Below are 12901 nucleotides of genomic sequence, written 5' to 3'. Positions count from 1 at the left end.
TTATAATGACTCTATCAATGACCACACTCACTACCCTATCTCCCAATATACCAGCTATTATCGTCTACGAACCCAGCTTCGAGGGTTGGCTTAGCGCGGTATTTTATGTTTATGAACATAAGTTTCAAAGCCATCCCTACCTAAAGCTTATGGATAGTCAAAACTATGTACCATCGCTAATCGATACCGCCACTTATGTCACTGTCGATGACATGAAAGCCCAGAGAGTGCTTAATAGGTTAACTACCTTATTAGGTAAGTCGGGGGTTAGGCAAATATTGTGGGGGTTTTTATCAGAAAAAGAGTCGATTGGTACTACTTTATTTCAAGTGGTGAAATACGCTATCGATTATCCTGAACGAGATATACTTCAAGATTTAGGAAATTTGGATGTATTGGAGCTAGCGCAAACGGTGAAGTCTGTCGGCCGAGAAAAGCATCGCATGGAAGCCTTTGTTCGATTTGAGCATACCAAAGAGGATGTTTATTTCGCTCGCGTTGAGCCTGACTTTAATGTATTGCCTCTCATTGGTGAACACTTTAGGCAACGCTATCAAGACCAGCACTGGGCTATCTATGATCTAAAACGGGGCTATGGTATTTTTTATGATATGACACAGTCGACTGCGAAGCACCCTGCCCCACTGCAAACAATTGTTGACGTGGATGAGAACGTCATTAGAAACCCCGCCAGTGTGCACAGCGAACAAGAGCAACAATATCAGAAGTTTTGGCAAGGCTACTTCGTCAATGTCAATATTAAAGAGCGTAAAAATCCGCGCTTACATAAGCAGTATTTACCACAGCGCTACTGGAAATACCTGAGTGAAAAGCAAGTTCTACCCAATGCACCCCACCTTGCAAAAAAACGCTAACTTAGTCTAACGATCAAAGTATCCGTTTTAAAGCTGGAGCGGTAAACGCCTTGTTTTTTGATTGCTTTTAAATGACAATGTTCAATTATTATACCTTCTATAAGGAAGACATTGGTTTTACCATTATGTTTATGACAACAGTTATTTTATTTGGACATGCTTTTATTTAGAAGGCTATTTAGTATATTATCTAGTTGCCGTTTACGGATTTTACTCGCCCATCTTTTACGAGTCCTTCAACCACCTCAATCAGCCCAGTAGCCAATATGAAAGTCATGCGTTTGCTCTCCTCTTTAAAGCACGATGAATCCGAACGTGGTATTTTTCATCTTGGTCGAGCGTTAGTGAAGCGCGGTCATACCTCCATTATTATTTCTTCAGCAAGTAAAGATAATGATCTGGTTAAGCGACTTGAGCGAGATGGCAATATTTACCACCAGCTCTCCCTAGAAAAAAAGTCTTGGCTATCGCTTAGACAGACCTTTGCACTACGCAGACTTATTGAAAAGCATGAGCCCGACGTCATTCACTTACACTCTCGCACCCCGGCTTGGGTATTATATTGGGCATTACGCGGTCTTAAAATGAGGACAAAGCCAAAGATTGTCTCAACCATGTATGGTTTTTATCCAATCAATAACTACTCTCGTGCTTTGTTAAATGTCGATAGTGTGATTACGGTGTCGGATAGTGTTAGTGACTACCTTGAAGATGAATTAAAAGAAGTAAAAATAGCGCCAAAGAGGATAACTCGCATTTATCGTGGGGTGGATACGCGTAACTTTCCCTATCGTTACAACCCTTCCGTATATTGGCTGAGACGTACTTTTGCTGAATATCCTGAGCTTGAACACAAAAAATGGCTGCTGTTTCCGACACTTATTGGACAGGAGTATGGACAAGAGTGGCTTATTGATATTGTTGGCAACCTCAGTAAGGATTTTCCTAATATACATATCATTATTATGGATGATGATTCTCGTCAAGACATCATCCATGAAGAGTTTATCCAACGCATTAAAGCCCTTGAATTAGCAGATCGATTTACTTTTATCGGCTCTAAGCATAATGATATGCGTGAATGGTTGGCCGCAACCAATATTGTGCTAGGCCTTGCGAATCAGCCTGAGTCCATCGGCATTAACGTGTTACAAGCCATCCATTTAGGGACGCCTGTCGTTGGCTGGGATAAAGCGGCTTTTAGTGAGATTTTACAACCCTTATATCCACAAGGATTGGTTAAAGAATACAACGCTTTTGCATTGTGCAAGGTCATACGTGTTCAATTAGAGAATGTGATGCGCCCTTCAATTACCGACAAATTTACCATGCAGCAAATGATCGATGAAACTTTAGAGGTATATGATACGGTGTCTAACGGGACTACTCTTCAATGAACTTTGAATGACTCGTTTACTACCTCATTACTATAATACCTTTTCTATAAAACAATCTATCTTAACGAGGTTAACACTGAAACCGTTTAGTCGTTCTCCGGCTATATAAAAAAAGAAAAAACCCAAGTCTAGGGCAGAGACTTGGGTTTAGGGGCATGACTTATTATTATTTCCTTGTTAAGCTCATCCTAAGCTTTTAATAAAACGTAACGCTTGCTTGAATTACTCTATAGGGCAATAAGGTAAATCAAACGAGGTACTGAAAATCCTTTCAGTTATTTACGTTTTACCAATCAACACTGCTATCCATGCTATCCTTGTGTTGATGTGCCCATTGTATGTTGAAACCTTGTCCGTGCCTAGCAGGCAAAAACCCATTTTAACGTAAGCATATGCTTACATGATGTGCTCAGCTCGATTGATTATTAATGTATTATTATTGAGTGTGCATTATTTTAGAGTGGTGCTTATGAGAATGAATATAAGTCTATACACTTGGGGTAATAGAGTCGGTATGTATAGGGTTTTGATCTTGCCGACTGTCCGCCCGTTCTATTGACATTTTAATACCTTCTTCTTTACCCTCTTCAATTTTAGCAACCGTGGCTTCTTTGTCTTGGATTGATGGTTCAGGCGCATTGCCTACTTGTTCTGCGTGCGCACAGCGCTCATACTGTAACGTGGTCATCACTGGGAAGTGATCTGAACCAATGGACGGCAATCTTTCAATATCCACTAACGTAAAGCATGGACTATGGAAAATATGGTCCAAGGCCCATCGTAGAAATGGATAATCGGCATGAAAGGTGTTAATAAAGAAGCGACCAATACGTGGATCGAGTAATCCAGATACCCGTCTAAACATTTTGGTGGTTTTTGACCACGCCACATCGTTCAAATCACCCGCTAAGATAGCCACTTGATTATTGATATTGATATGACGACCTACCATGAGTAGCTCAGCATCACGAGTGGTCGACTTATCTGCTTCGGTTGGGCTTGGCGGCATCGGATGCAAACAATAGAGCCAAATAACCTCGTCGTTTGGTAACCTCAACTGGGTATGAATGGAGGGTATATCGTCAATAAGCAAATATTTTACTTCGGGGTCTATGAGCTTAAACTTAGAATACAAATGCATACCATATAGATTGTCTAAAGGTACTTTTACAGTATAAGGGTAGTCGGCCTCAATAGCGCTTAAGGCATCTTGCCACTTTTGATCGGATTCCAAAGTTATCAAAATATCGGGCTGTTTCTGAGTGACTAAATCGACCAATGCTTGCGTATTATCATTTGGGGTGAGTACGTTTGAGACCATAAGCTTCACCTGTACCGAATTTGGTATAGGCGATGCCTGTCTCACCTCTTTTTTCCATACTCTCGTATAGGGCAGTACCATTAGCATTTGATAGCCAATAGAGACAATTAAACTAATTATTAGTATGACTTGCCATAAGTCCCAATGCGGCGTTAATAAACACAGCCCTATTAATGCTACCAGACCCAATACCACTATCTGAATTCTCGGAAAGTCTACCCCGCGTACCCACCAGTTATCCAAAGGCAACAAACCCCACGCACTGACAAAAATAACTAAGCCTGCTAATATTTGGATAATGAGATAGATAATATCTAGCATATGTATGGTCAACTTATAGGATAAATAAATAAAAGCGAATGGCGTCTTATAAAAAAAATCTTAAATTATTGGATTTAACTATTGCTTTTTATTGTATAAAAAGGCATGGTAATTAGTTATGCATAAATAAAATGAGTTACGCATAAATTATTGGTTTTTTAACCTTTTAACCCATTATTATTCTAATAAATAATCTTTTATGTCATGCTGAGTTATGATAATTAAGATCATATAAGTAATTGTATAAGTAGTCGTCTTAGTGATTGTCTAACTGATCATATCGAACAAGCTATTATATATAAAAACGATCTAAAACGATTTAAAACGCCGTAAAACTTACTGCTCATAAACGTAGGTCAAAAGGCACGACAATAACACTTAACCTTTGGCAAAGGTTATCGCGTTTTAAGTTGTTACAGCGTTGTTTAACTTATTTTTAAAACGCTTTGACTGACTTAATTAATAGATTGTTTTTAATAAAGATTTGCAAGCTAAGAGCTGCTTTTGTTTAGTCAAAGAAGTCTAAAATGGTTACGAGGCAACCGAACGCAAGTACTACTCTAGTAGGCTTAAAGAGGTTAACACTGTAACCGTTTAGTAGTTCGCTGACTATAAATACTAAAGCAAAATATTTATTAGGGTAAGTATTGTTACATAAATAATTCCAGTTGAATACACAAGGGGTATTTTCATGAGTCAATTAAAAGTAGGTCTTGTTGGATGGCGAGGTATGGTCGGCTCTGTGCTGATGCAGCGCATGGTAGAAGAAAGTGATTTTGCAAACATTACACCTATTTTCTTTTCTACCAGTAATGCGGGGGGCGATGCGCCTACATTCGAAGGTGTCAAACACACTGAGACTAGTGATAAACTTAAAGATGCTCATGATATCGAAGCTCTTAGTGCTTGCGACATTATTATCACGTGTCAAGGCGGCGACTACACTTCTGCTGTTCATGGTCCACTTCGTGACTCTGGTTGGGACGGCTATTGGATAGATGCTGCTAGTACTCTGCGTATGCAAGACAATAGCGTTATTATCTTGGACCCCGTAAACCGTCCGGTTATCGACAATGCCTTGCAAAACGGTATCAAGGATTTTATCGGTGGTAACTGTACAGTCTCTTTAATGCTAATGGCAATTGGTGAGTTATTTAACCGTGGTTGGGTTGAATGGGTGTCTGCCATGACTTATCAAGCAGCCAGTGGTTCTGGTGCTAACAATATGCGTGAGCTTATCAATGGTATGGGCATGCTGCATGATACTGTTGCTGATGAGCTTGCAGACCCTGCCAGCGCTATTTTAGACATTGATAAAAAAATTGCAGAGGCTCAGCGTAGTGATGAGTTTCCGACTAAATACTTTGGCGCCCCTCTAGCCGGCAGCTTAATTCCCTATATTGATAGCCAGCTTGAAAACAAACAATCTCGTGAGGAGTGGAAAGGCGGCGTTGAAACTAATAAAATTCTAAACAATACAGGCGCTGACATCATCCCTATCGATGGTATCTGTGTACGAGTGGGTTCTATGCGCTGTCATGCTCAGGGTTTGACCATTAAGCTGAATAAAGATATCCCTTTAGAAGACATTGAAGCGGCATTAAGAAACAGTGGTAATCAGTGGTTAGACTTCGTTGAAGACGATAAAGAAGCCGCTATGCAGCGTCTAACGCCTGTAGCAGTGACAGGTACGTTGACAGTTGCCCTAGGACGTCTACGTAAATTAAACATGGGGCCTGAGTATCTTGCTGCCTTTACCGTAGGCGATCAGCTACTGTGGGGAGCGGCAGAACCATTACGCCGTATGCTGAATATCATTCAAAGCTCTAAAGCCTAATATATAGGCGAACATATTTAAAGAACTTTTCTTTATTATCATAGTTAAATAAATAAAACCCTCAGCTTGTGAACAAGCTGAGGGTTTTTTATATCTAGCTTTTTATGTAGCTTTAGTTTATCTGGCCAGCGTATTTACCACTATATTAGTTCAACAAGCTATTGATAAATACGATGATGACACCAATAGGCGCGACAAACTTGGCGATAATCTGCCATAGGCTCCAACTACCCCCTGACAACCCAAGCTCTTGACGGACTCTGTCCTGTGTCATTACCCAGCCAACAAAGACTATGGCTGCTAGACCGGCCAATGGTAGCATAAACTTACTAGTGAGCTTATCTAAGAAGTCGAAAATATTATTACCAAATATCATTACCTCAGACCACATATTGAACGACAATAATGCGGCGATACCAAGCATCCAAATAGCAACACTGGCAACAATAACAGAAGCCGTTCTATTCATGGAAGTACGCTCTTCTAAAAATTCAATTGACGGTTCAATTAAAGATATTGAAGATGTCAAAGCGGCAAACGTAATTAATAAGAAGAACAACGTACCTAATATAGCCCCTGCCGTCATACTACCGAAAGCAATCGGCAAGCTAACAAATATCAAACCAGGTCCAGCTGCTGGATCCATACCGTTACTAAATATAATCGGAAAAATAGCAAGACCTGCTACTAATGCAATAACCGTATCTAAAATAACCACGGTACGTGCCATACTGAGTAGACTAATATTGCTACCCAAATAAGAGCCGTAAGTAACCATGATGCCCATACCCAATGATAGGGTAAAGAAAGCATGACCTAACGCAGATAAAATGATTTCAGATGACCCTTCACCCACAAGCTTTGAGACATCAGGTGAGAAAAGATAAGCCAAAGCTTCTAAGAAGCCGCCGTTCATGACATTGTAACCGACGATGACAAATAATATGATGGCCAATAAGGGTATCATTACTTTTGCAGCTCTTTCGATACCACTGGTAACACCTAACGCAACAATACCGGCTGTGACAATCATAAAAATAGTATGCCAAAGGGTCAAAGTCGTTGGAGAAGCCAACATACTATTAAATATGTTTTCAACGGCGCCGCTATCTAAACCGCTAAACTCACCTGATGCCAACTTAGTCATATAGTTTAGCGCCCAACCACCAATGACACTATAGAATGACAAAATGAAAAATGCAGCTAATATACCTACCACACCTACGATTGCCCAACTGCGGCTTTTTTCTTCACTGGCGGCAACATCAGAGAACGAATCCATTGGATTTTTCTGACCACGACGACCAATCATCCATTCGGCAACCAGAATTGGAAAACCGATTAAAGCAATACAAATTAAATAAGCCAATACGAAGGCAGAACCACCGCTCTCGCCCACCATATAAGGAAACTTCCAGATATTCCCTAACCCAACTGCAGAACCAACGGCGGCCATAATAAAGCCTACTCTTGATCCCCATTGAGCGTGATGATGTTTTTTTGACATTTTAATCCTCCAGCCATCAAAGGCTTATAAAATTATTTCCATTTAATATCAAACGACACAATAGTACGTAAAAATAAATAGTACGTAAAATAAATATGCATTAATAATCCGACTGAACAGATTCTCTATGAGCCTTACTAGAATATCTATAACAAATCATCATGCTAAACGTTTTAACTCATGTAATATATACTTACATGTATTTACAAAGTAGTCTGTTTCAAAAGCTTATAAAAGTCAAGATACCACCCTCTTAAATTTCTCTAAATACATCCTAAATCACAGTCTATAAAACTAAAATAGCCATAACTCATCGTTATGGCTGTCGAATTTTAGGGGGTTAGAATTGCTTTTAACGTATGATGCCTCTATTACTGTTCAAAAGCGAATCTATGAATAACTGTATTTTCGGCTCTTTCGGTAAATAATCTGTGGTTAACTCTTTAACCACTTGCTCAGTCGTCTTACCCGATTTAAAGATTAATTTATAAGCAGCACGTAAGGTATTGATCGTCTCTTTAGACCATTGTTTACGGCGCATACCCTCAATATTTAAACCATGTGAACTAGCAGGATTGCCTGATACCAGGGTTAAAGCAGCAACATCTTTTAGAATGACACTACCCCCACCTACTAAGCTAAAATCATCAATTCGACAAAACTGATGGACACCTGCATTTCCGCCGACAATAACGCCATTACCGATATGAACATGGCCTGCAATACCTGCATTATTCGCCAAAATATTACCGTCACCGATCACGCAATCATGGGCAATATGGGTGTTAACCATAAATAAGTTATGACTGCCAATTTTGGTAATACCCTGATCTTGTATAGTGCCTCTATGAAAACTACAAGCTTCTCGTATTAAATTATTATCACCAATTTCAAGCCAAGTTTCTTCCCCGTTGTACTTAAGATCTTGGCAATCTTCACCAATACTGGCAAACTGAAAAATCTTATTGTTTTTTCCTATCCGTGTATTTTTGGTAACCACCACATGACGAAGAAGCTTAGTACCGGCATCAATAGTGACATTGTCACCGACAATGCAGTATGGCCCTATTTCTACCGTTGGATGAATAATTGCGCTTTCAGAAATAATAGCTGTGGCGTGTATTTGTGTCATTAAATCAACCTGTAGAAATTAGTTGTAGAACGTTTTTTAAAAACATAAAAAAATTCAGTCTAGGTAATACAACTGATAGCGAGGGTTCTATTTAGGAGTTCTGTCCTGACGAATAATCATTAGCTCAGCGCTGGCAGCTAGTTTATTATCGACATAAGCCTTCGTGTTAAACTTGTAAAGTGTGCGTTTTGTTAAAACAAGATCTGACTTTAATACCAGTTTATCTCCAGGTACTACAGGGCATTTGAATCGTGCTTTATCGACACCAGCAAATAAAAATAGATAGCCATCCTCTGCGGTTACCCCTTCACTGATGAAGGCTAATACCCCAGAGATTTGAGCAAGGGCTTCAATAATCAAAACGCCCGGCATGATAGGCTCATCAGGAAAATGACCTTGAAAAAAAGGTTCATTATGCGTCACATTTTTATAACCTTCAATACCTATTTTTGGTCGACATTTAAGAACTCTATCTACTAAGAAAAAGGGGTAACGATGCGGTAGATAGTGCTTTAATTGATCATAGCCCATAGGCAGGCTTACCCCAGACTGTTGTAAAAACTGCCGGTCCTCATCAGTCATTTCTCTATTAGCGTTTTGCTCATTGATATCAGTCATGCGCTGTCCTTAGATATAAAGTCATCAGGGCCAAAGAATTTTATTAGCTCGTTGGTTCATACTCGCCTATCGAGTTATCAAAAAGACTTTGATAACGCTTTAAGTATCTTTCTTACCCAATGCTCTAAGCTTAACCATCACTCTGCGCCAATCCATAGCAGGCATTGAGGTAACTCCAGAAGAGTATACACCCGGCCTATTGATAGATCTGCTAACCATAGTCATACCCGTCAGCACCACATCATCAGTGATTTGTAAGTGTCCTGCTATACCCACACCGCCACCGATCATACAGCGCTTACCAATAATAGCACTTCCTGCGATTCCCGCATTACCCGCGATGGCAGTTCCAGCGCCAATTTTTACATTATGACCAACTTGCACCAAATTGTCGATTATTACATTATCTTCAATCACCGTATCATCAATGGCGCCACGATCTATACAGGTATTACTTCCGATACGTACACCATTTCCGATCACGACGCGGCCGAGCTGTACGATGCGCTCCCAGCCTTCACGGGCTGTATCAGACATCGGTGCAAATCCAAAACCTTCTGACCCGATACTGGCACCAGCATGGATACGTACTGCATTGCCAATTTGGCTTCGATGACCAACATAGACATGAGGATAAATGACACAATTCTTACCGATATGCGCATATTCCTCAATATGCACATGGGCATGAAGCTGGGTTCCAGCCCCGATGTCTACATAGTCGCCAATCACACAAAAAGCGCCCACTCGTACATTGTCACCAAGCACTGCCGTGTCGGCAATCTGCGCAGTTTCATGAATTAAAGAGTGTGAAGCAGTGTGTGATTTAGCTTTATCTTGGCTTTTATCTTTTGAGGCAGGTTTAATCGCGGCATTTGCGGACAGCGGATCAAATAGGTGTGAGACACTGGCATAAGCCACATAGGGCGACTTAACGACAATTGCAATACTATGAGAAGGAATATCATCGACATATTTTTCAGAGACAATAATGACCGCTGCTTTTGCCTCAGGAAGTGCATGGGCATACGCATCGTCTGTTAAAAAGCTAACTTGGCTCGATGTGGCGCCATCTAAACTTCCAATTCCGTTGATCTCAGTTTGCAACTGAGATGAGCTAATATTTGCTTGATTCAGTACTGGCTGACGCTCCGATATTGCTGCTATAACATCAGCAAGACTTATATTAATAACTGATGATGCCATTGTCTGGATATCCTTATTAAAGACTACTTAAAACAAAACTGTCGTTGATAATAGTCGTTATTTCATAAACGACAGTCATCAACGACAGCTATTAAGACATTAAACACGCACATAAAAATAAAACAAGTAAATGGCGCCGTTTTAAAACACTGATATAAAATGACTTAGAACGTACTACCGATCTGGAATTGGACCTCTTCAGTCTTATCGCCTTCTTTATCCCCAAAGGGTTTAGCATAGCTCAAAGAAATAGGACCGATAGGGGTAAACCAGGTAATACCAGCACCAGCACTATATCGGAGGTCATTATCTTGTTCTAATAAAGGTACTTCTTTATTATCTAATAGCTCATTATACTTAGCATACTCACCTTCAAATTTGAAAGTTTTGTCTTCTTTATCCGTGGTATCAAATACTTGTCCACCTTCAACGAAAAGTACTGGACGCACTTGGTCTGCCCAGTCCCCTTTGAATGGCATAGGCAATATAAGCTCAGCACCAAAGGTCGCTAGAGCATTACCACCGACTTCTTCATAATTTGGAAAACCGCCATTGGCAGCATAGCTAAATACTTTTGAGCGGGGACCTAAGCTTGACGAATCATAGCCTCGTACAGAGCCGTAACCCCCTGCATAGAAGTTTTCATAAAAAGGCAGATCATTACCATAGCCAAGCTTAGCATAACCCCGCGCCACAAAGTCTTTAGCCAATGGATAATAGATATTTCCTTTATAAACAACCTTTTGATAGGTCTGATCACCAAAGCCTAAGGTGGCATTGACATTGTGACTCATACCTTTTGTTGGAAATACGGGACGATCAAGCGTACTATAATCCCAACCTAGTAACAGGTTATAGGTATCATAGTCATTTTTAAAACTGGCGCTGGCAAGTTCATCAGTAACATTCCCTTGATCATCAGTTGCTTGATAAGCGGTCATCTTACCATCTTCTTTGAGTAGGTCTTGCACGTTTGCAAGCCCCATAAAGCGGCCCCCACTGATGTCGGTATTGTCATAGTTAAAGCCCGCACTAATTCGTTTGGTCTCATCAATAGGATAGCTATAAGTTAAGGTGGCGCCGTAGGAGTCCAAAATGTAGTTACTAACGTTACGATCATCATATTTGGTATTTCTATAGTAAGCACTCACTCCTTGAGAGACACCATTTTCAGTAAAATAAGGGTCGGTAAAACCAAGGCTATAGGAGTCGCGAGTTTCAGAACGTGAGAACGCTGCATTCACCCGATTACCTGTACCTAGAAAGTTACGTTGACTAAAGTCTAACTGGAAAGTAACCCCGCCACTTTGAGAGTAACCCGCAGCTATGGTTGAGCTTCCAGAAGGCTGTTCTTCTACTGTAAAGTTAATATCGACTTGGTCAGGGGTATTGGGAACCGGCTTAATATCAACGTTGACTGCTTTAAAGAAACCCGTTCGCATTAAGCGCACGCGTGATGCTTGGATTTTTTCATTCGAAGTTAATGCCCCTTCAAGCTGACGCATTTCGCGGCGTAGCACTTCGTCTGCGGTTTTGATATTGCCATTAAAGTTAATACGTCGGACATATACTGGCCGTGATGGGTTAATAAAATAATCTATATCTACCGTTTTAGTGTCCTCATTGATACGCGGAACGGGGCGTACTTGAGCGAAATAATAACCATCATTGCCATAATGATTTTGTAGGGCGTTGGTGGTGGCTTCAAGCTGAGCTTGTGAAAACTGCTCTCCTGCTTTAAATGCCACATCCTTCATTAGCTGCTCAGTGTCATAATTTGGATTACCTAAGAAATTTACCTGACCAAATTTATACTGCTCACCCTCAGTCACACTAATTTCGATAAATACTTTGTCTTTGTCTTCATTGATATTCAAAATAGCATTATCAACGCTAAAGTTAACAAAGCCTTCGTTTAAATACATGGATTTAAGATTTTCTAAGCTGGCAGCTAACTTCTCTTTAGCATAGCGATCAGACTTGGATAAAAAACGAGTCCACGAGGATTCTTTAACCGCGAACACATCTTTAATATCTTCATCGCTAAAGTGATTATTACCAATGACATTGATATCTACTACTTTTGAGGGCTTACCTTCGATAAAGCGAATCGTTAACTTAGCTCGGTTACCCTCAAGTAGCTCTTGATCGACTTCGATGTCACTGTTGTAATAGCCTTGACCGATGTACTGTTGTTGCAGTTCATTCGCCACATTTTGTACTGTGGACTGTTTGAGCACATCTCCGACCGCTATACCGGCGTATTTAAGACCTTCTTCAAGACCTTCCTTCGGAATCAGCTTATTACCTTCGAAGTTTACTTCGGCAACAATAGGACGTTCGACAACGAAGTATGTAATGCGTCCATTGTCTTGCTTTGCTTGAATATTAGCAAAGTCACCTGTCGAATATAGGGCTTGAATACTGTTTGCTAAATCCTGTTCAGTAACCATCTCCCCCACATTTGTCGTTAAAAGCGGGTATAGGCTTTCGGGGGTTAAACGCTGTAGACCAACAAATTCGATATCAGTTAATACGGTATCAGCAGCTTGCGCCGATACAGCGACCATTGCTGTCAAAGCAGGTACGGCCAAAAGTTGGGCTAATTTAAATAAAGACGTTTGCATACATACAATCCGTAATTCATAGAACGTGCTAAAGGTGAGGTGATAAATCTAAATGTTTAA

Annotated in this window: 9 protein-coding genes; 3 read left to right on the top strand and 6 right to left on the bottom strand. The window is 40.4% G+C overall.

The window, feature by feature from the left end; translation table 11 throughout:
- Positions 1–17: 17 nt before the first annotated feature.
- Together AC21OG_RS08270 and AC21OG_RS08265 are read left to right on the top strand one after the other, a co-directional pair.
- Positions 18–875: a TIGR03915 family putative DNA repair protein gene (locus AC21OG_RS08270; protein WP_487377671.1), complete on the top strand. Its 858-nt coding sequence runs from the start codon at positions 18–20 to the stop codon at positions 873–875.
- Positions 876–1141: 266 nt separating this feature from the next.
- Entirely contained in the window at positions 1142–2272 is a 1131-nt protein-coding gene (locus tag AC21OG_RS08265; RefSeq protein ID WP_487377723.1) for a glycosyltransferase, read from the top strand.
- Between the two features lie 487 nt (positions 2273–2759).
- Here AC21OG_RS08265 and AC21OG_RS08260 read toward each other — a convergent pair whose 3' ends face one another.
- Complete coding sequence (locus AC21OG_RS08260; RefSeq protein ID WP_487377672.1) at positions 2760–3914, bottom strand: endonuclease/exonuclease/phosphatase family protein; 1155 nt, start codon at positions 3912–3914, stop codon at positions 2760–2762.
- Between the two features lie 691 nt (positions 3915–4605).
- Here AC21OG_RS08260 and asd point away from each other — a divergent pair.
- Positions 4606–5751 (top strand): aspartate-semialdehyde dehydrogenase, encoded by a 1146-nt coding sequence (asd, locus tag AC21OG_RS08255; RefSeq protein WP_487377673.1) that lies wholly within the window; start codon positions 4606–4608, stop codon positions 5749–5751.
- A 145-nt stretch (positions 5752–5896) separates the two neighbouring features.
- On the opposite strand, the gene AC21OG_RS08250 is transcribed toward asd, so the two are convergent.
- From AC21OG_RS08250 to bamA, 5 genes are all read right to left on the bottom strand, one after another.
- The gene (locus tag AC21OG_RS08250) at positions 5897–7258 is read right to left on the bottom strand and encodes a sodium-dependent transporter (RefSeq protein ID WP_487377674.1); all 1362 of its coding nucleotides are present in this window, start codon (positions 7256–7258) and stop codon (positions 5897–5899) included.
- 352 nt (positions 7259–7610) lie between these two features.
- Complete coding sequence (gene lpxA, locus AC21OG_RS08245) at positions 7611–8390, bottom strand: acyl-ACP--UDP-N-acetylglucosamine O-acyltransferase (protein ID WP_486547447.1); 780 nt, start codon at positions 8388–8390, stop codon at positions 7611–7613.
- Between the two features lie 87 nt (positions 8391–8477).
- Positions 8478–9008 carry a 3-hydroxyacyl-ACP dehydratase FabZ gene (fabZ, locus tag AC21OG_RS08240; RefSeq protein WP_487377675.1) on the bottom strand — a complete coding sequence of 177 codons (531 nt, stop codon included), beginning with the start codon at positions 9006–9008 and terminating at the stop codon, positions 8478–8480.
- Between the two features lie 99 nt (positions 9009–9107).
- Entirely contained in the window at positions 9108–10214 is a 1107-nt protein-coding gene (gene lpxD / locus AC21OG_RS08235) for a UDP-3-O-(3-hydroxymyristoyl)glucosamine N-acyltransferase (protein WP_487377676.1), read from the bottom strand.
- Between the two features lie 164 nt (positions 10215–10378).
- Complete coding sequence (gene bamA, locus AC21OG_RS08230) at positions 10379–12841, bottom strand: outer membrane protein assembly factor BamA (RefSeq protein ID WP_487377677.1); 2463 nt, start codon at positions 12839–12841, stop codon at positions 10379–10381.
- Positions 12842–12901: the final 60 nt, after the last annotated feature.

This window comes from Psychrobacter sp. CX5, from assembly GCF_057621535.2.
The sequence above is the reverse complement of the archived record's forward strand: the minus strand, read 5'-3'. Positions and strand labels throughout refer to the sequence as shown.

Excerpts from the sequence above, each read along its gene's own strand:
- asd (WP_487377673.1), top strand. The coding sequence starts at position 4,606 with ATGAGTCAATTAAAAGTAGGTCTTGTTGGATGGCGAGGTATGGTCGGC.
- AC21OG_RS08250 (WP_487377674.1), bottom strand. The coding sequence starts at position 7,258 with ATGTCAAAAAAACATCATCACGCTCAATGGGGATCAAGAGTAGGCTTT.
- AC21OG_RS08260 (WP_487377672.1), bottom strand. The coding sequence starts at position 3,914 with ATGCTAGATATTATCTATCTCATTATCCAAATATTAGCAGGCTTAGTT.
- lpxA (WP_486547447.1), bottom strand. The coding sequence starts at position 8,390 with ATGACACAAATACACGCCACAGCTATTATTTCTGAAAGCGCAATTATT.
- AC21OG_RS08270 (WP_487377671.1), top strand. The coding sequence starts at position 18 with ATGACCACACTCACTACCCTATCTCCCAATATACCAGCTATTATCGTC.
- lpxD (WP_487377676.1), bottom strand. The coding sequence starts at position 10,214 with ATGGCATCATCAGTTATTAATATAAGTCTTGCTGATGTTATAGCAGCA.
- AC21OG_RS08265 (WP_487377723.1), top strand. The coding sequence starts at position 1,142 with ATGAAAGTCATGCGTTTGCTCTCCTCTTTAAAGCACGATGAATCCGAA.
- fabZ (WP_487377675.1), bottom strand. The coding sequence starts at position 9,008 with ATGACTGATATCAATGAGCAAAACGCTAATAGAGAAATGACTGATGAG.
- bamA (WP_487377677.1), bottom strand. The coding sequence starts at position 12,841 with ATGCAAACGTCTTTATTTAAATTAGCCCAACTTTTGGCCGTACCTGCT.